An 18480-nucleotide genomic window follows, 5' to 3' on the forward strand; every position below is an offset into this window, starting at 1 on the left:
CCCCTACAATACAAATTTCGTGGGACGTCGAGTGACTCCCTACAGTGTAGGGAGATGTCAGCCAAGCTGACAGAGGGTACGTGCAGCTGTTAGCTGCGCCGTCCCCTACATTTCCAATTTTTCGCGTATGCGCTAAATTATGATTTATCTTAGCTGCATAAAAAATGCCCCGAAGCCATAACGCTTCGGGGATTGTTTGCAGGTGTACCTGCTCTTATTTTTTATTGTAGCCGTCGGGGTTATTCTTCTGCCAGTTCCATGAGTCGCGGCACATATCTTCAAGGGTCTTTTCGGTCTTCCAACCAAGAATTTTAAGCGCCTTATCCGCATTTGCATAGCACTCTGCAAGGTCTCCGGGACGTCTTGCACCGTAAACATGGTTCACCTTGATACCGTTGACGCGCTCAAATGTGTTCACTATCTCGGTAACACTGTATGGCTTGCCTGTTCCGAGATTGAATATCTCAACGCCCTTGTGTTTAAGGATATAGTCGATAGCCTTGACATGACCCTTTGCAAGGTCTACAACATGGATATAGTCTCTTGTGCAGGTGCCGTCGGGAGTTGGATAATCGTTTCCGAAGATGGTCAGGCACTCTCTCTTGCCCACAGCCACCTGTGACACATAGGGCATGAGGTTGTTTGGGATACCCTGAGGGTCCTCGCCTATCATTCCCGACTCGTGTGCGCCGATTGGATTGAAGTATCTCAGCAGTACCACGGACATATCCTTGTCGGCATATGCAGCGTCCTCGAATATCTGCTCCATCATAGCTTTTGTCCAGCCGTAGGGATTGGTGCAGACTCCGCGCTTCATCTCCTCTGTATAGGGAACAGGGTTTTCCTCGCCGTATACGGTAGCGCTTGACGAGAAGAGTATGCACTTCACGCCGAACTCATTCATATTCTCCAGAAGCGATAGAGTGGTGTCGATATTGTTACGGTAGTACATAACAGGCTTTGCCACGGACTCGCCAACAGCCTTCAGCCCTGCAAAATGTATAACTGCATCGATGCTGTTCTCTCTGAACACCTCTGCCAGTTTTTCGTTATCCTTGATGTCCAGCTCATAGAGCTTTACATTTTTTCCTGTTATCTTTTCAACTCTGCGTATCGCCTCGGGAGAGCTGTTTGCGAAATTGTCCGCAACCACAACATCATAGCCTGCCTCGAGAAGTTCAACTGCTGTGTGTGAGCCAATATATCCTGCTCCTCCTGCAAGTAGTATCGTAGCCATTTTCTTAGTCCTTTCATGTTTATTATCCGCGCTCGGTGCGGAAAAATGTTATTTCAATAATTATATCATAGAATTATTGAAATAGCAAGACACGCGGAGAAAAAGCTGCTATCTGTAAAGCTCTGCCGCGAAAATGCCTGCGGGGGCTCCCCGCTTATATCATGCAATTATAAAATTGCAAGACACGCGGAGAAAAAGCTGCTATCTGCAAAACTCTGCCGCGAAAATGCCTGCGGGGGCTCCCCGCTTATATCATAGAATTATTAAAATTGCAAGCCGCGCGGAGAAAAAGCTGCTATCTGCAAAGCTTAGCCGCGAAAATGCCTGCGGGGGCTCCCTTGAATACGAAAAAGCCGCTCCGTTACCGAAGCAGCTTCATTATCAGAATTTGAATGTGTTCTCGAGAGTATCCCATTTCTTGTCCTTGTCGGAAAGATTGAGAGCTGTGCCGTCACTGAGGGTATATCCCTCGCTGTCAGCGCTGCCCTTGTACTCGCCTACAAGCTCGGGCCACTCGATACCGATAGCAGGGTCATTCCATGCAAGACCGCCCTCATCGTTCGGATGCCAGAAATCGTCGCACTTGTAGCAGAACTCCGCAACGTCAGTCAGTACGAGGAAGCCGTGTGCAAAACCCTTGGGAATGAGGAACTGCTTCTTGTTCTCCTCTGTAAGAAGAACGCCGTACCACTTTCCGTAGGTGGCACTTCCGCTTCTCAGGTCAACAGCAACGTCAAAAACGCTGCCCTTGATAGCTCTTACCAGCTTGGTCTGAGGAAACTGCTTCTGGAAGTGGAGTCCGCGGAGAACTCCCTTTGTTGAGCAGGACTGGTTGTCCTGAACAAATACGATATCTATGCCTGCTTCCTCCATGTCGCGCTGTGAATAGGTCTCCATGAAGTAGCCTCTGTTGTCGCCGTGAACGGCAGGAGTTATAACACAGAGTCCCTCTATGCCGCCTACATTCTTTTCAACTGTTATCTGTCCCATATTACTGAATCTCCTTTAAATAGCGTGAAAGTGCGTCCTGCCATGTGGGGAGCGGTGTGAAGCCGTTCTCGGCAAGCTTTGACTTATCCAGTCTGCTGTTGAAGGGTCTTGCAGCCTTGGAAAGTCCGTATTCTGCGGTGGTAACAGGTGTTACCTTTGTGGACATCCCTGCCTGCTTATATATCTCCACTGTGAAATCATACCATGAGATATAGCCGCCCTCGTTTGTGGCATGATAGTAGCCGTACTTCTCGGTCTCAGCCATATCCACCAGCAGCCTTGAAAGGTCGAGAGTATATGTGGGAGTTCCTATCTGGTCGGAAACCACCCTTACCTCGTCGTGGGTCTTGCCCACGTTTATCATAGTCTTTATGAAGTTCTTGCCGTTTACGCCGAATACCCATGCGATACGCACGATGAAGTACTTATCCAGCGTATTTGCAACTGCAAGCTCACCGTCCAGCTTTGACTGTCCGTATACGTTCTGGGGAGCATAGTCCTTGCAGTCGGGCTGCCACGGCTCTGTGCCCTGTCCGTTGAAAACGTAATCGGTGGAAATGTATATCATCTTACAGTCCAGCTTCTTGCAGACATTGGCGATATTCTGAGTACCGTCAACATTGATAGCCTTTACCTTGGGCTTGTTCTCCTCGTCCTCGGCGGCGTCAACTGCTGTCCATGCTGCACAGTGTACAACAACATCGGGGTTGACCTCGGATATTGCCTTTTCAACTGCCTCAGCGTCGGTTATATCAAGCTGAACATAGGGATAGTCTGTGGGTACAGACTCCAGTATATCGGAGCCTACGCCCTCATATCCGCGCTTTGCCAGCTCGTCCATTACATCATGACCGAGCTGTCCGCCTACACCTGTTACAAATGCTTTCATCTTATCACCTTTTTTCTGTAATCGAGCTATCAACTATATATGTAACTCTTGGGAATTTTTTTTCAATCAGGTTATAAATAGGAGCTGTAATACTTTCATAAATAAAATAAACTATCCAACAAATCAAATATATTCCAATTACTGCTATAAGAATATGAGCAGCTAATATGGGGAGTGGCTTATTTACAAAACTCTCAATTCTGATTCGGGATAAGAATTCTTTATGAAGCAAGAACACTGTAAAACTACCTTTGGCAAGGGTATTAATCACCTTGTTTTGTCCGAGGTCGATTTTTTTAAATAGAAAGAACACAGCAACCGCCATAAGTATTACTACCGGATTTAGATAGGAGTGAGCTGTACCCTTACAAAAATGAAGATACTCAAACAGTAAATACCATGCCGAGTCAACACCAACTAATATTGCCAAGTACGATATTAACTTTATCCTGCTAATATGGATATAGTCTGATTCACAGATATTGATATAAGCTCCTAAAGTATACATAAATGCAAAATTAACAATTGTATATCCATTTTGGCTGCCATACATTCCAATACTACTTAATCCTAATATGGTATCGCCTTTTATTTCTCCTAAAAGATCCACTGCAACTGCATAAACAGAAAAAATAAGAAACAGAGTAATTATCATGTATTTAAGTTGTTTCTTATTGAGTGCTTTCATAGCAATATTAATATAGGGAGAAATAAAATACAAAGCCGTGTACAATATCACGAAGTAGTTAGCCGGTAATAAAGTCCCTAATAACCCATGTAAAGTAAATGCCTTTTTCCCAATGATGATCAAAAGAAAGAATATCATCAAATTAAAAGCAATAACTTGTACCAATAGTTTAAATGGTTTTATCAAACTTCTTTTCTGTGTGTTAATCATAAAGTAGCCGGTGATAAGCACAAACAAATCAACCGCACAGATAAACACACTTTCTAAAATATTAAGAAAATGAAAATTCAGGCTTCCATTTTGAACATACTTTAATCCCCCACCGATATCTGCATTATTATAATGCAGTATAATGACTCCTAACATTGTCAAAATCCGAAGGAGTTCAATATTAGATGAGCGTTGCTTTTTTGGGGGAGTTATTGCATTACTCATATCTGGCTACGGTTGCCGTACATCTTCTCATAGTAGTTCTGGTACTCGCCTGAGATGATGGTCTCCCACCACTCGCGGTTCTCAAGATACCACTTGATGGTCTTCTTGATGCCGTCCTCGAACTTTGTCTCGGGCAGCCAGCCAAGCTCGTTGTGGATCTTTGTGGGGTCGATAGCATAGCGCATATCGTGACCCTTTCTGTCCTCAACGTGTGTGATAAGGCTCTCGGGCTTGCCCAGCTCCTTGCAGATGAGCTTTACGATGTCGATGTTCTTCATCTCGTTGTGGCCGCCTACGTTGTAGACCTCGCCTACTCTGCCCTTATGGATGATAAGGTCGATAGCGCGGCAGTGATCCTCAACATAGAGCCAGTCGCGGACATTCAGACCCTCGCCGTATACGGGGAGAGGCTTGTCAGCAAGCGCATTTGCTATCATAAGGGGTATCAGCTTCTCGGGGAAGTGATAGGGACCATAGTTGTTTGAGCATCTTGATATTGTCACAGGCAATCCGTAAGTTCTGTGGTAAGCCATTACCAGAAGGTCTGCACCTGCCTTTGATGAGCTGTAGGGGCTGCTTGTGTGGATAGGAGTTTCCTCTGTGAAGAAAAGGTCGGGACGGTCAAGGGGAAGGTCGCCGTAAACCTCGTCTGTGGATACCTGATGGTATCTCTGTATTCCGTACTTGCGGCAGGCGTCCATGAGTACCTGTGTGCCGAGGATGTTTGTCTGGAGGAATATCTCGGGGTTCTCGATGGAGCGGTCAACGTGTGACTCAGCCGCAAAGTTTACAACGATGTCGGGCTTCTCCTCCTCGAAAAGCTTGTAGATAGCCTCTCTGTCGCAGATATCTATCTTCACGAAGCGGAAGTTGGGGTTCTTCATCACAGGCTCAAGTGTTGAAAGGTTGCCTGCATAGGTCAGTTTGTCCAGACATACTATACGGTAGTCCGGGTAAGTGTCAAGCATATGGAATACGAAATTTGCGCCGATAAAGCCTGCGCCGCCTGTTACAAATACTGTCATTTTCAGTTCTCCTTAATACATAACTTTTCCTTCGGCAACTCTTCTAAGATGAGCTCCGTAAGGTGATTTACCGTATTTTTCTGCGGACCTGAGCAGTCCGTCTCTGTCTATCCAGCCATTTATAAAGGCTATCTCCTCGGGTGCCGATATCTCAATGCCCTGACGGTTCTGTACCATCTGTACGAAGTTGGTAGCCTCTGCAAGGCTGTCCATCGTACCCGTATCGAGCCATGCAAAGCCCCGTCCAAGAAGCTGTACATCAAGAAGCGCGTCATGAAGGTACATTTCGTTGAGGGTGGTTATCTCAAGCTCTCCTCTTGCAGAGGGCTTTACCTGTTCTGCTCTTTCGCTCACGCCTGCGGGATAGAAGTAAAGACCAGTTACAGCGTAATTGCTCTTGGGCTGAGCGGGCTTCTCCTCGATTGAGAGTGCTCTGCCGTTCTCGTCGAAATCGACTACACCGAATCTCTCGGGATCGGGAACATAGTATCCGAAAACAGTAGCGCGTGAGCTCTTCTCCGCATTCTCCTTTGCGGCTCTCAGGATAGTTCCGAAGCCGTTGCCGTAGAATATATTGTCGCCAAGCACCATCGCACAGGAGTCATCGCCTATGAACTCCTTGCCGAGGATGAATGCCTGTGCAAGTCCGTCGGGACTGGGCTGCACCTTATAGCTGAGCTCAATGCCGTACTGTGAGCCGTCTCCGAGAAGTCTCTCAAAATTGGGAAGGTCTGTGGGAGTTGAGATTATCAGTATCTCCCTGATGCCTGCCAGCATAAGTGTTGACAGAGGATAATATACCATGGGCTTGTCATAAACGGGAAGCAGCTGCTTCGACGTTACCATCGTAAGCGGATACAGTCTTGTGCCTGAGCCGCCTGCAAGAATTATACCTTTCATTATTTCACCTCGTATATTGTATTATTATAATATTGATCTTATATATTCTTCCACCTGAGAGAAGCATTCCTCAAAGGTGCCGCTGTTGCTGAACCTGCGTTCGATGCCTGCCTCCTTCAGCTTCTCCTCCGAGAAATCCTCGCTGTCGGCAATAAATCTGCGGCAGAGCTCGGTGTACTTGGGCTTTTCCTCGCGCATCTCGCGCTCAACAGCTCTGATGAGCCTGATACCGTCGTCCACCTCGATATAAACGGGGATCACTCTTTCGCTTCCGAAGAATGCATTTATCTTCACAAAGGACTCAAGAGTTCCTATGCCAAGATAGTTTCCTTTTTCGAGGTCGATATTGTCGCTGCAGGTAAAGTACGTCCAGTCACCGTAGACCGTATCATAGGTCCTTTCCTCTATGACAGTTCCCGAGGCGAGCTTTTCCTCAAAGCCCTTCCTGTCGGTGAAGTGGTACTCCCTGCCCTCCTGCTCGTTCTCGCGCATGGGACGGGTGGTATAGAGGACAAGGGGCAGCAAAGCATCGCTTTCCAGCAGCTTCTTATATATGGTATCCTTGCCCGATGAGCTTTTACCCATTATATAAAAAATATGGTTCATTTTTATCTCCCCGCTTCCATGACTTCCATCATGCGTCTGTAAATGTCTGCAAGGTCACCCTCGGGCTTCCAGCCCAGAGCGGTTATGGCATCGATGGAGAGGTTGAGGAAGGTGGTATCGGGATACTTTGAGGTATCTCCGTTCTCGGCAAAGGTAACGGCTATCTTTCCGCCGCCAAGCTTCTCCGCTACCATCTCGCCCATCTCTGCGATGGAGCAGTATGTATCGGGATTTGCGGCGTTGTAGCTCTTTCCTGCCTGTCCGCTGAGCAGCACTGTCAGTATTGCAGTTGCAGCCTGAGCGGTATACAGATAGGGATGCTTGCTCTTTCCCTTTGTGAGGAGCTGTATGTTCTCGCCGTTCATGGCACATCTTGCCATCATGGCGAATACTCTCTGATCGTCATAGAGCACTCCCGGACCGAAGGTCTGTGCCAGTCGGATATTCATTGCTCTTATGCCGTACTCATGGGCATATGAAGCTGTGAGAGCTTCGCTCATTCTCTTTGTCTCGGGGTAGCAGCTTCTTATGGTAAGAGGATCAACATATCCCAGCTTGTCCTCGGTGAGGATCTCCTCGGTAGTTACCTTGCCGTAGATCTCCATACTGGAGAGGAAGAGGAATGCGTCCGACTTCTTCTGCACAGCAAGCTCAAGAAGGTTCATTGTGCCCATGATGCCAGCCTTGATAGTCTCAACGGGATGTGAAGCAAAGTAGGCACTGGCTGTGGGGCTTGCCCCGTGGATGATATAGTCCACATCGCCTTCGATATCAAACGGCGTGTCCAGATCCTTGCAGATGAAGCTCATGCACTCGTCCGAGGCTTCAGCTTCCTCAAAGACCTCCCTGACTCTGTCAAGTGATCTCACGATAAGCTTTATCTTCAGACCAAGCTGCCTTTCTTTATTTGCAAGGAGCAGACCTCTTATGAGCGTAGAGCCGATAAGACCTGTTCCTCCCGTTATGAGCAGGGTCTTGTTTCTGAGCTTATCCCATTGGATATTATCTGCCTTGCAGATATATTCCATATCTTCCTGAATTATCTTATGGGGCATTTTCCTATCCTCCTTATTTAGACCTTATCATCTTCCACGATGAAATTATCTTCTTTCTGAATATTATTACAGCTGTGATAATGCCGGCTACCATCAGGTATCTGACAATGATGCTGTCATAAAAGACATTGGTGATACCGAAAACAGCAAGCATGATGAGACTGAATCCCCATATCGACTTGGCATCAACAGGACTCTCCTCAACGTGTGCTTTCTTGCAGGTTATCTGCATGAATACGAAGTGCATGAAAGACATGATGGCATAGCATATAAGTGTTGTATATGCACAGGCAATATAGCCGAACATCTTTATTCCGATGTAGTTGAGTCCGATATTCAGCAGCGCGCAGAATGTTGATACATATGCGATGTATTCGGTCTTTCCGTAGTATGACTCAACGTCAACAAAGAGGGTATACAGAAACAGAAAATACACGCCGATAGTAACAGGCGGTGCTACCTTCAGACCCTCCTGATAGCTGTCGGGGAATATGAGGAATACCTCGGGAAGCAGCAGCATGAACATGACGATGACTGCACCTACCAGAATTACCAGAACATTTGAGATATCCCTTACATCCTTATAGCCCTTCTTGTCAAGCTTCTGGAAGCGCCACGGCTTCAGCACCTGATTGAGGGAGTTCTGGAAGATGATGATAACGCTGGCAAATGAGTATGCCACCGAGTAGAAGGCTACATCTGCCTTGCTGCCTGAAAACTTTTCTATCATGATCCTGTCTGACTGGTTCAGCACATAGTATGACAGTGAGTGGAACACAAGCGGTCCCTGAAATCTCAGTGCATACTTGATGTAGTTGATCGTCCTTGCCTTGTTTCTGAACACATTTGCAAAATTAATATGCTTTATCCAGAAAGGCAGACAGAATATTATCTGTATAATGAGGGTGCTTATTACCTTGACATAGGCAGTTGCGCCAAAGATCTGTATAGTTATCATCGGTGCAAGATTTGATACCAGCGCCATAAGAATGGTAACTATTACGGCTGCCTTGTAATCATACTCGAACCTCTTTTTGTTGAGCCAGCAGTTATAAGGCGTATAGACTAAGAAATACACCGAGAATATTGAGTAAAGAGCAGTGGTGACTCCCGTAAAGCCCGATATGGGCTTGCTCAGGAGCATGAATATGAAGAAGCAGATAACAGTCAGGATATTGGAGATAAAGACTATCGTCTGCTCGAAATTCTTGGTATCATCCTTGTATTTGAGCAGTCCCCTCTGATAAGCGCCGAGATACAGCTCAAATGTAGCGAATATATTGAATATGAGCTCATAGGATGTAATAAGGCTCATGGTGCCGTATTCTTCCTCGGAGAGAAATGTCGCATAGATAGGCATACATATGAAGCTTATGCCCTTCAGTACGAAATTACATACCGTGAACCAGAACGCTGCCCTGAGAGTTACGGGGAATGAGCGATATTTATCAAGAATTTTACGGGGAATTATCCTTTCTGCTATCTTTACCACTATACTACCGACCTTTTCATTTTTTGATCATGCAGCGGTCTTTTTGTTTTCAAGTCTGTCCACGATGCTGTTATAGATCTTCGAGAAGATCCACGCTACTATAACCGACATGACCACGACCGCTGTCATTATTGCAAACTTAAAGGGATAACCCTTGTTATCCACGAAATTAGTCCTGCTGATAATATTTGACAGGAAAACATGGATAAGATATATCTCAAGGGTTATACCGCCAAGGAAAGCAAGCCCCTTTTTGACGCCTGTCATCTTCACCTTATCAAAGAGCAGACACAGAAGAATGATGACAAATAATGCCGCACCCTGTCCGCCGAAACGTGCCAGCATCTTGCCGACTGACAGCGGCATAATATCGATATCGTAATTACATCTGAGCACACCCGGTATATATGCAGCCAGCATAAGTGCTGCATATCCAAGGAAAAAGAACTGTTTTCTGCGATCCATATCCTTGTTTTTTATTCTTTCTCCTATAAGGCTTCCCACAAGGAATATCGGGATACGACTGAATGCCTTTTCCCTTGCCTCATAAAAATCAGAACAGCACTTCACCATGACCACATTTGCTGCGATCACAGCTGCCATGAGCAGCATGATAAGCAAAGGGCTCTTCTTCTGAAGCCTGTACAAAAACGGATATAATAAGTAAAGAACGATGATAAACGATACATACCATACCGTGGTTATCCCCTTTGTCCAGAGAGAGATACCGCTCCAGTTCTCAAGGAATACCATGGCTCCGTCATGGTCTACGATAATGCTTTTCAGTATCCAGTAGGGGCATGAGATTATTAGCCACGGAATGATGACGCGCTTTATTCGCCTCCAGTAAAACGGTATGATTTCGCTGTTCTTGTTCATTGAGAAATACAAGCCTATACCTGACAGGAAGAGAAATATCTCAACGCCAAGATTTCCCTGCTCTGATAAAAATGACAGCACAGGTACTCCAAGACTTCTCAGATACTTGGAATAGCAGTGCAGTATCATGACCCAGACTATTGCAAAGCCCATAAGCTGCTTGCGGTATTTAGTGAAAAGATCTATATCAAACATTCTCTTTTTCCTTTCATGAGATACTTTAGGTTATTGAACTCTTTTGGGACAATTATTTTATCAGTGAATTGCTGTCAAACAGAGGGAAGAAAGCTATATCCAAATATCCACCAAACGCGTAAAGATAATATAATGTATGTAAAAAATAAAAACCGATAAATAAGAAATATGTCAAAGGCACTTTTTCAGCTTTAACTTTTTTCTGCATTAGAAAATCCGCAAAAATGCAGTATGATAACAATAGTGTAACACGAGCCAGTCTTTCGTAATCCTTTACATAAAGCTCCATTGATAAAAAGGAAAGGCTGATAAGCGTTGTTTTAAACACCATCTCTACAAAATGTAAGTATTCTTTTGAGACAGAACCACTTTTACGGTAACTGTCAAGCATAAAGTATTCAACGATCACTGTACCTATCCTCACAACAACGAGGAAGAATAAACCAACGATCGTTCTTGTACCATCAGACAGAAGCCATGTATTGATCTTGCTGCGTGACATGAAATGTGAAAGCAAATTTGCCATGAAAGGCAGATGCAATGCAAATAACAGTACAAACAGAACGCTTGTAATGATCACAAGTCTCTTGGTATCAAACTTCTTGGCAATGTAGAATATTGCAAAGAATACCGCGGTCCTATGAAAAAGAACTCCGATAAAGATGAAAACAAAAAACAATGCACTTCTAAAAGCATCGCTTTGAATTATTCTTTGAATTTTATTTTTCCTTTTAAAGAAATTAATTGAGTCCTTTTTAGGATCATAGAATAAGAAATATATACCTATCAAGGAAAATAGAGTAGCAATATACGATCTATATTGGCACACCATTATCCAATATGGGTAAAGAATCGATAACGCCAGAACTGTGTTTGGACGTTTTGAAAAGAGATCAACGACTATCTTCAACAATATCGTGCAGACAGTTGCAACAAAAACAAGAAATTCAGCGTAAGTCCATCCGAGATCATGCCTGAAGAAATAGCATAGATATACAAATCCTTCTTCACTGACAGTCGTGCCCCAAAGGTCACCCATTCCTATCTTTTCATATATCCAATAATAATTCATATAATCCGCATTCCATGTATTAAACGCGAATAATACCCATAAATATAGAAGTATAACAATATTAACAACTTTGTTTTTAGGAAAAACGAACCCAAGAACTATTAGAATAGCGGCTGCCGCATATAACATCGCATTACCTGCCCTTTTTCTTACGTTTATAATCCCTCACGCCTCTGATAAGGGCGCGGAGATTTGCTATTCTGTGCTTCTCGAGAAGAAGCTTTTTTGTCTCCCATTTTATGAGAAAGTTATATTCTCCCCTGACGTTCAGGAAGTCCCTGTGCTTGTTGATGTAGTACAGACCATTTCTTACGAAATAGTAATTTCTGAACGGAGAGTGGTTATATGTCGTTGCAAAGTTGCAGAGCTTTTTCACATGGAGCAGCTTGCCGATACCGTAGAAGAATTTGTTAACGCTGAGCTTGCCCAGCTCCTGTATTATTCTTGTGGTATTGATCCTGTATATCTTATAGCCTGCTTTTCTCAGGCGGGTCTCTATATCATAGTCAACATAGTCGATGAACATCCATTCATCGTACTCCCCTACCTTATTCCATGCCTCTGTGCTGATGAAGAAGCCTGCTGTGGGGCATTTTTTCACGACCTCCACCTTTTTGCTGAGGCTGCCCACAATGCCCTCTCCCCTTTTTTCAACCGCAGGACACAGTGCGCCTGCTTCGGGGAGTCCGAGGTACTTCTTATACTCCTCAAGGAGGTTCTCGGCGACCATGGTATCCTGATCGAGGGAAAGAGTCCACTGTGCGCCGTTCTCCACAGCCGCTCTCATTCCCGCGTTGAGGGCAGCGGCTATACCTTTATTTTCGGGGAGCTCCACAAGCTTGTCGCAGCCTGATCTCTCCCTTATTTCCGCAATACTATCCGAAAAGTTATCAACGATGACCACATAGAAGCCCTGTCTCCGGAGCTCCCTGACGTTTCCGACAACGCGCTCGATATCAGGCTGAAATGTGACAATGACAACAGCATATTTACTCTGCATAATTACTTCCTTGCGATCTTAATGATTTCCTTGTAAACACGGTCACAGTTACCGTTATCGTGATGAGCGAAGAACTCATCGACTCTCTTTCTGTACTTTTCGTCCATGGTAAAGCCGCCATCATAGGAGGTCTTTACTGCTTCGACGAGCTTGTCCTCATCAAAGAAGACCTCTCCGAAGCCGTCCTCGTCATATGAGAAGCTCTCACCGGGAGCATACTGATACTTTTCAAATTCCTCAACATCGAACTGGTAGTACATAACGGGCTTATACATATAGGCGAAGTCATATACAACACTTGAATAGTCAGTGATAAGGAGAGCAGATTCTCTCAGGAGGTCCTGAATGGAGTAGTCAGATGTCATGCCTACCTTTATCCTCGGCGAGGATGACTTTATATATTTTGAATACTTCTGAGCGTACTCATGGAAGTAGAAGACCACATTGAGGTCATTCTTATCCAGAAAGCTTATGAACTCCTTGTTATTGACAAGCCCCTTCAGGCAGTTATAATACTTTGAAGCAAAGAACTTCTGCATATTCTCCTTTTTCTGCTCATCGGTCGTAAGGAGTCTGTAATCGATCCATTTTCTCCATGTGGGCATAATGAGGATCTGCTTCTTGTTGAGGATATCATCATTGAGGGTATCATGTCTGGGATATCCCGGACAGCGCATGATCTTGGGCGACTGACCGTTATCCTTCCTGATGATATCTGCATCCTTCTCAGAACAGGTAAACAGAAGCTGATAATTTGTCTCCTTGGCGTCAACGATAGAGGAGTATCCTCTTGTAAATCCGTGATTGAGGAAGACGTACTTAAAGCCTGTCAGCTTCCACTGAACAAGGTCCTCACAGATCCTTCTGTACGGGAAGCCGTAGCATTTAGTAGTACCGATATATACGTCCGCAGCCCAGAACAGGAGGTAGTGCTTCCAGCCGCCGAATGGGATCACATTTCCCAGCTTTTTAATGAGCTTATAATCAGCTGAGCTGAAATCTATAGGGTAATACACCTTACGGTCCTTATGCTTCTCGCGCAGATACTTGAAAAACCAGTAGCCGTTATCTCTTGCAAGCGACTCATACTCCGAGACCACCCACATCTTAGGCGATGCCAGTTTCCATATCTTTCCCGGGATAAACGAAAGGCCGAGCTTGATGATAGACTTCCAGTCCTCGGCTTTCATTTTTTTGATCTGATCCGTAATCTTATTCACTGCAGACATTTCTTATTCATCCCTTCGTCAAAATCAAAGACCGAAAATCTGAGAATCTTCTCTTGCGTCAACAATGGCGCGGAAAATATAGTAATCCGACGGAGTAGTTATCTTGATATTCTCAATAGCTCCCGGAACAGTATAGAGTTCATGGCCGTAATAACGCATCATGCTTGCCGAGTCGATGAACTGCTTGTTTCCCTCGGCAGCAGCCTTTTCGTGCGCGGCAATGATATCCTTCAGCACGAAGCACTGAGGAGCTCTTGCCATACAGCACTTTGATCTCTCAAAAATATCGCATATCTTTCCGTCGTCGTCGGTAAGGGATACTGTTTCGATAGCGGAAGTTACCGTAATAGCATTTCCGTTCTTCTTTGCACACTCAATATCTGCCGAGATGGTAGCCTCGTCGATGAGAGGTCTTACGCCGTCATGTATGAGGACAATGCTGTCCTCGCCGAAAAGCTCGGCAGCCTTCTTTATACCGTTGCAGATGGAAGCCTGTCCCGTATCGCCGCCTGCGATAACAGCCCTGACCTTTGTAAGGCGGAACTTCTCCACCAACTCATTGCAGTAGTCTATCCAGCTCTCAAGGATAACGAGAACAATGCCGTCAATGTCCTTGTGCCTCTGGAAATGCTCTATCGTATAGACAAGTATGGGCTTGCCGTGGAGCTCAAGGAACTGCTTGGGTTTAGTCTTTGAATTCATTCTCTGGCCTGTACCGCCTGCAAAAATCACAGCAACATTTGACATTACATTGCTCCTCCAACATCTTTTGTGCCCGGAAAATACTTAATACCCTTGTAATAAGTGTAAGGTCTGTCCATATCAGAAAAAGCCAGATCATGTTTCGGGATCTGAGCTGACTTAGGCGGTCTCTTTTTATAATTGCCAAATATACCGCTTAAATACTGATCATAGCCCTTCATAAGCGGAACCTTATGTCCGCAGAAGTCAAAATAGACAACTGAATCGAACCATTCCTTAGGATACTTCTTGAACATGAATTTTATACTGCCGCGCAGCTCACATACATGAGTTGCATTCTCCCATGAATACTGTGAGATCTTTCTTTCAGCAAACTTCCATATCTTATATCTGACTTTTTTGGAAGGAACGAGTTTATACATTATATAAGAAGCGCCTCTGAAGAGCTTACCTTTATTATTAGGCAATCTCTGAGTATTAAAAAGAACAAATACAAAAGCATAAAACAGCTGAAAAAAGCGCTTTACAGCAGAATCAGGACAAGCATCCACCGGTCCCAATTCAAATGCGATACCGTGACATATATCAAGATTCTGATTATAACTGCTGATAAAAGTAGTACTGGGGTCTCTTAAACTTGCGCAAGGATGGTGATAATTTACTTTTTCATTTGTTTTGCAAAAAACATATCTGTCCTTATCACCATACTTTTCCCATAGCTTTTCAAATTTCTCATAGTCGGGACGCGGCATTAAAACATCCACATCATCATCCCACGGAACAAAGCCATGTTCTCTTACAGCTCCGATCGCTGCTCCACCATGAAGATAAAACATCAATCCATGCTTATCGCAAAACTCTTGAAAGTACAAAAGCATATCAAGCATTTTTTGCTGACCTTTTTTTAACTCTTCATCGCTGATTCTGTAATCTTCACTCATAATAAACCACCATTCTCAAAAAGATTTAATCATTATTTCATTATACTTCATCATATAAATTCCTTCAGAATAATTACCAATATTCCTTGTATTTGAAATACCCTTCAGATTATTGATGATTAATTTCATATGATCTGCTCCGCTTTCATACGCATGCGGGTAACCTCCGCCAAAGCGGGGATTTACCTCAGAAATATAATACTCTCCGTCAATATCAAAAATATCGATATCGATCTGACCATTAAATCCAGACTTTTTGACAAACTCCTCAATAAGAGCAAAAAGCCTTTCATCTTTAAATGACACCGCCTTATCTGTTTCGCCAGCTCTCATCTTGATCTTCTTCTTTGTAAAAATAGATACCACTTCATGAGATATCATATCTATATACACATCTGCTCCGATTTCCTGTCCATTCATGAATTCCTGAATCATTAATCCATCATCATGGTCAAACAGAAGCTCTACGGTTTCTTTATCGTAAACTTTTGAAATAGCTATACTTGCCGAGCCTCTTGCAGGCTTAACAAAAACAGGGAAAGAAATCGTTCCTGCTTCAAGATCCCGATAGAACTCATTCTTATCCATGTAGCTTCTGGCAGTATTGTATCCGTTCTTTTTGAGCCACTTATACATCTCATATTTATCCAATGCCCTTTCGCAAAGATCATAAGACGAACCTATTACTTTTACTCCGACTTGCGAAAACATTTCTTCATTTTCAGATAATAAACTAAGCTCAGGATCAATGAGACTCAAAACTCCGTCTATTTTTTCAGCCTTGCATATTTTTATGATCTCATCCAGATATCCGTCGTCAGTCATACGAGGAACAATATAATGCTTATCAGCATCGTAAATCGCAGGAGCAAGTTCACTGCAATCAGTTGCAACAACTGTGCCTTCGCCGTTTAATGTCTTTTTGAAATATTGTACAACTTTATTTCTTGTACCTGCGCTCAGGATCAAAATATTCATTTGTTATCAACTCTCCCTTTTCGTCTGATGTCTGCCAAGTTGCCCTCTGCCTTTGCAGTATCGCTGGCAACATTGCTTCTGCCCAGCACGGTTTTAATCGTCATTAATACTATTTTCACATCTAACATAAAGCTTATATGTCTGACATAATAGCAATCATAGCTCAAGCGATCATCCCAGTTGACGAAATTGCGTCCATGCACCTGAGCCCAGCCTGTCAGACCAGGTCTCACATCATGTCTGTGGCGCTCGTTCTTTTTATAATACGGAAGATACTCTACCAGCAGAGGTCTCGGACCGACGATAGCCATATCGCCTCTGAGGATATTGAACAGCTCGGGGAGCTCATCAAGGCTCGTGCTTCTGAGCCACTTGCCGTAACGTGTAAGGCGCTTCTCATCGGGGAGGAGCTTGCCGTGCTTATCCTTTTTGTTGTTCATGGTCCTGAACTTGATAAGTCTGAATATCTTTTCACGCTTGCCGGGACGCTCCTGAGTAAAGAAGGGATTGCCGCCCATGGCTACCGCACCTACTGCCGTAAGCAGTATGAGTATGGGTGAAAGAACGATTATGGCACCGAGAGAGAGAATGAAGTCGAACACTCTCTTGAAACACTTAGCATACATTATTCAAAACAACTCCTGATAAGTTCTATTATGATATCCTGCTGTTCGGGGGTCATCTTATTGTCACTGGGGAGACACAGTCCCCTCTCAAAAATGTCAGCACCGATATCCGTAGCCTCGCCGCGGTCGATATAGGCATTGGACTGACCTCTGCCGTTTCCGCTTACGGTAACAAAGCCGTTCATACGGTAGATAGGCTGCATATGCATAGGCTTCCAGATAGGACGTCCCTCAGCATTGAAGCTTGCCAGAGTCTCAAGTATCTCCGTGGGGCAGCTCTTGCCCTTTTCGGGGATGTAGAGAGCCTCGTTCTCTCCTCTGACCTGTCTGCACATCGCATCCTTGTCGATGAGGAGACAGCTGAGCCAGAAATTGGGAGAGCTGTTCTTCTCGTCGAAAGGGTTCATAGTAACGGGGAGACCCTTCAGTCCCTCCTTATAACGTTCATATATAGCCTTTTTCTGAGCGATATGCTCGTCGAGAAAGTTCATCTGACCGCGGATAACGCCTGCGATGATATTGGACATACGGTAGTTATAGCCGATCTCCTCATGCTGATACCACGGAGCCGCCTCTCTTGACTGAGTAGACCACTTGCGTACCTTGTCGGCGTCGTCCTTGCTGTCTGTCAGGAACATACCGCCCGATGAACCTGTGATTATCTTGTTTCCGTTGAAGCTGATGGCGCTGTAATCACCGAAGCAGCCTGTTTCCCTGCCCTTGTATGTAGCTCCGAATGACTCGGCAGCATCCTCTATGATGAGAGCACCGTGCTTGTCACAGACAGCGCGTATCTCATCTATCTTAGCGGGAACGCCGTAAAGGTGAACAAGAACGACGAGCTTTACATCGGGATAGAGCTCAAAAGCCTTTTCCAGAGCCTCGGGGCTCATATTCCATGTGTCACGCTCCGTATCAATAAAAACGGCTTCACCATCTTCATATGCAACGGGATTGATAGTAGCATCAAAAGTCATATCAGCACAGAATACTTTATGACCCTGAAGCGTACCGCAATTCGGCTTAGCCTGTCCGTAGAGCTTTTCGCCTGCAAGCTTTGTAGCAAGATGAAGTGAAGCTGTTCCGCAGGAAAGAGCAACGGCATATTTCATGCCTGCGTACTGTGCAACGAGCTTTTCTACCTCGTTGATATTCTCTCCCGCTGTAGTTATCCAGTTTTTCTCGAATGCATCATTGACCCATTTCTGTTCATCTCCGTGCATGGTAGGAGATGAGAGCCAGACCTTTTTGTCAAAAGGTCTGATATCGTTCTTGTTTACAAACATCGGATTACCTTCTTATATGTATTTTTTATTCGCCGCGGCAGGTACATCCTGCCGTTGAGGCGGAGTGATCAGTCATCATTTTAACTAATTATTTTACTAATAGTTATACAGTCACAAATATATTATACTATCTATCCGCCGAAAAATCAATACCCAAAATGTGGGGCTTACCTCTTTTTTAAAAAAATTCGTCAAAATAGACAAGTATTGTATTATTTCATTACAGATGGCAACAGATGTACTATTAAAGAACTC

General features: G+C 44.5%; 18 protein-coding genes. All 18 read right to left on the reverse strand.

Features of this window, described 5'->3' with window-relative positions:
• Positions 1-214: 214 nt before the first annotated feature.
• Positions 215-1237, reverse strand: coding sequence for a UDP-glucose 4-epimerase GalE (gene galE / locus DSZ37_RS10175; protein ID WP_109726804.1), 1023 nt, complete (start codon positions 1235-1237; stop codon positions 215-217).
• 381 nt (positions 1238-1618) lie between these two features.
• Positions 1619-2227 (reverse strand): dTDP-4-dehydrorhamnose 3,5-epimerase, encoded by a 609-nt coding sequence (rfbC, locus tag DSZ37_RS10180; RefSeq protein WP_109726805.1) that lies wholly within the window; start codon positions 2225-2227, stop codon positions 1619-1621.
• Between the two features lies 1 nt (position 2228).
• A complete protein-coding gene (gene rfbD, locus DSZ37_RS10185; protein WP_109726806.1) occupies positions 2229-3116 on the reverse strand; it encodes a dTDP-4-dehydrorhamnose reductase in 888 nt (295 codons plus the stop codon).
• Between the two features lie 4 nt (positions 3117-3120).
• The gene (locus DSZ37_RS10190) at positions 3121-4239 is read right to left on the reverse strand and encodes an acyltransferase (RefSeq protein ID WP_109726807.1); all 1119 of its coding nucleotides are present in this window, start codon (positions 4237-4239) and stop codon (positions 3121-3123) included.
• Positions 4236-5264, reverse strand: a complete 1029-nt coding sequence (rfbB, locus tag DSZ37_RS10195) for a dTDP-glucose 4,6-dehydratase (RefSeq protein ID WP_109726808.1) — start codon at positions 5262-5264, stop codon at positions 4236-4238. Before rfbB ends, DSZ37_RS10190 begins: the two co-directional genes overlap by 4 nt.
• Positions 5265-5276: 12 nt before the next feature.
• Positions 5277-6164: a glucose-1-phosphate thymidylyltransferase RfbA gene (rfbA, locus tag DSZ37_RS10200; protein ID WP_109726809.1), complete on the reverse strand. Its 888-nt coding sequence runs from the start codon at positions 6162-6164 to the stop codon at positions 5277-5279.
• A gap of 24 nt (positions 6165-6188) precedes the next feature.
• A complete protein-coding gene (locus tag DSZ37_RS10205; RefSeq protein WP_109726810.1) occupies positions 6189-6770 on the reverse strand; it encodes a guanylate kinase in 582 nt (193 codons plus the stop codon).
• A 2-nt stretch (positions 6771-6772) separates the two neighbouring features.
• Entirely contained in the window at positions 6773-7825 is a 1053-nt protein-coding gene (locus DSZ37_RS10210; RefSeq protein ID WP_109726811.1) for an NAD-dependent epimerase/dehydratase family protein, read from the reverse strand.
• Positions 7826-7838: 13 nt separating this feature from the next.
• Positions 7839-9317: a lipopolysaccharide biosynthesis protein gene (locus DSZ37_RS10215; RefSeq protein WP_164169491.1), complete on the reverse strand. Its 1479-nt coding sequence runs from the start codon at positions 9315-9317 to the stop codon at positions 7839-7841.
• Positions 9318-9344: 27 nt separating this feature from the next.
• Complete coding sequence (locus DSZ37_RS10220) at positions 9345-10391, reverse strand: acyltransferase family protein (RefSeq protein WP_109726813.1); 1047 nt, start codon at positions 10389-10391, stop codon at positions 9345-9347.
• Positions 10392-10443: 52 nt separating this feature from the next.
• Positions 10444-11592 (reverse strand): EpsG family protein, encoded by a 1149-nt coding sequence (locus tag DSZ37_RS10225; RefSeq protein WP_109726814.1) that lies wholly within the window; start codon positions 11590-11592, stop codon positions 10444-10446.
• Between the two features lie 4 nt (positions 11593-11596).
• The gene (locus DSZ37_RS10230; protein ID WP_109726815.1) at positions 11597-12463 is read right to left on the reverse strand and encodes a glycosyltransferase; all 867 of its coding nucleotides are present in this window, start codon (positions 12461-12463) and stop codon (positions 11597-11599) included.
• A gap of 2 nt (positions 12464-12465) precedes the next feature.
• On the reverse strand, positions 12466-13692 hold the full coding sequence (locus tag DSZ37_RS10235; RefSeq protein ID WP_109726816.1) for a CDP-glycerol glycerophosphotransferase family protein: 1227 nt from the start codon (positions 13690-13692) through the stop codon (positions 12466-12468).
• A gap of 24 nt (positions 13693-13716) precedes the next feature.
• Entirely contained in the window at positions 13717-14439 is a 723-nt protein-coding gene (locus tag DSZ37_RS10240; RefSeq protein WP_109726817.1) for an IspD/TarI family cytidylyltransferase, read from the reverse strand.
• Positions 14439-15335 carry a LicD family protein gene (locus tag DSZ37_RS10245; protein ID WP_109726818.1) on the reverse strand — a complete coding sequence of 299 codons (897 nt, stop codon included), beginning with the start codon at positions 15333-15335 and terminating at the stop codon, positions 14439-14441. Before DSZ37_RS10245 ends, DSZ37_RS10240 begins: the two co-directional genes overlap by 1 nt.
• A 15-nt stretch (positions 15336-15350) precedes the next feature.
• On the reverse strand, positions 15351-16313 hold the full coding sequence (locus tag DSZ37_RS10250) for an ATP-grasp domain-containing protein (RefSeq protein WP_109726819.1): 963 nt from the start codon (positions 16311-16313) through the stop codon (positions 15351-15353).
• Positions 16310-16939, reverse strand: a complete 630-nt coding sequence (locus tag DSZ37_RS10255; RefSeq protein WP_109726820.1) for a sugar transferase — start codon at positions 16937-16939, stop codon at positions 16310-16312. The genes DSZ37_RS10250 and DSZ37_RS10255 overlap by 4 nt, the downstream gene beginning before the upstream one ends.
• On the reverse strand, positions 16939-18225 hold the full coding sequence (locus DSZ37_RS10260; RefSeq protein ID WP_181380298.1) for a DegT/DnrJ/EryC1/StrS family aminotransferase: 1287 nt from the start codon (positions 18223-18225) through the stop codon (positions 16939-16941). The genes DSZ37_RS10255 and DSZ37_RS10260 overlap by 1 nt, the downstream gene beginning before the upstream one ends.
• Positions 18226-18480 lie beyond the last annotated feature (255 nt).

The sequence above is a fragment of the Ruminococcus flavefaciens genome (assembly GCF_900116855.1).
Classification (GTDB): Bacteria; Bacillota; Clostridia; order Oscillospirales; family Ruminococcaceae; genus Ruminococcus; species Ruminococcus flavefaciens_R.

Bases quoted from the DNA above. Each gene is read 5' to 3' on its own strand.
- galE (WP_109726804.1), bottom strand. From the start codon at position 1,237: ATGGCTACGATACTACTTGCAGGAGGAGCAGGATATATTGGCTCACAC.
- rfbC (WP_109726805.1), bottom strand. From the start codon at position 2,227: ATGGGACAGATAACAGTTGAAAAGAATGTAGGCGGCATAGAGGGACTC.
- rfbD (WP_109726806.1), bottom strand. From the start codon at position 3,116: ATGAAAGCATTTGTAACAGGTGTAGGCGGACAGCTCGGTCATGATGTA.
- DSZ37_RS10190 (WP_109726807.1), bottom strand. From the start codon at position 4,239: ATGAGTAATGCAATAACTCCCCCAAAAAAGCAACGCTCATCTAATATT.
- rfbB (WP_109726808.1), bottom strand. From the start codon at position 5,264: ATGACAGTATTTGTAACAGGCGGCGCAGGCTTTATCGGCGCAAATTTC.
- rfbA (WP_109726809.1), bottom strand. From the start codon at position 6,164: ATGAAAGGTATAATTCTTGCAGGCGGCTCAGGCACAAGACTGTATCCG.
- DSZ37_RS10205 (WP_109726810.1), bottom strand. From the start codon at position 6,770: ATGAACCATATTTTTTATATAATGGGTAAAAGCTCATCGGGCAAGGAT.
- DSZ37_RS10210 (WP_109726811.1), bottom strand. From the start codon at position 7,825: ATGCCCCATAAGATAATTCAGGAAGATATGGAATATATCTGCAAGGCA.
- DSZ37_RS10220 (WP_109726813.1), bottom strand. From the start codon at position 10,391: ATGTTTGATATAGATCTTTTCACTAAATACCGCAAGCAGCTTATGGGC.
- DSZ37_RS10225 (WP_109726814.1), bottom strand. From the start codon at position 11,592: ATGTTATATGCGGCAGCCGCTATTCTAATAGTTCTTGGGTTCGTTTTT.
- DSZ37_RS10230 (WP_109726815.1), bottom strand. From the start codon at position 12,463: ATGCAGAGTAAATATGCTGTTGTCATTGTCACATTTCAGCCTGATATC.
- DSZ37_RS10235 (WP_109726816.1), bottom strand. From the start codon at position 13,692: ATGTCTGCAGTGAATAAGATTACGGATCAGATCAAAAAAATGAAAGCC.
- DSZ37_RS10240 (WP_109726817.1), bottom strand. From the start codon at position 14,439: ATGTCAAATGTTGCTGTGATTTTTGCAGGCGGTACAGGCCAGAGAATG.
- DSZ37_RS10245 (WP_109726818.1), bottom strand. From the start codon at position 15,335: ATGAGTGAAGATTACAGAATCAGCGATGAAGAGTTAAAAAAAGGTCAG.
- DSZ37_RS10250 (WP_109726819.1), bottom strand. From the start codon at position 16,313: ATGAATATTTTGATCCTGAGCGCAGGTACAAGAAATAAAGTTGTACAA.
- DSZ37_RS10255 (WP_109726820.1), bottom strand. From the start codon at position 16,939: ATGTATGCTAAGTGTTTCAAGAGAGTGTTCGACTTCATTCTCTCTCTC.
- DSZ37_RS10260 (WP_181380298.1), bottom strand. From the start codon at position 18,225: ATGTTTGTAAACAAGAACGATATCAGACCTTTTGACAAAAAGGTCTGG.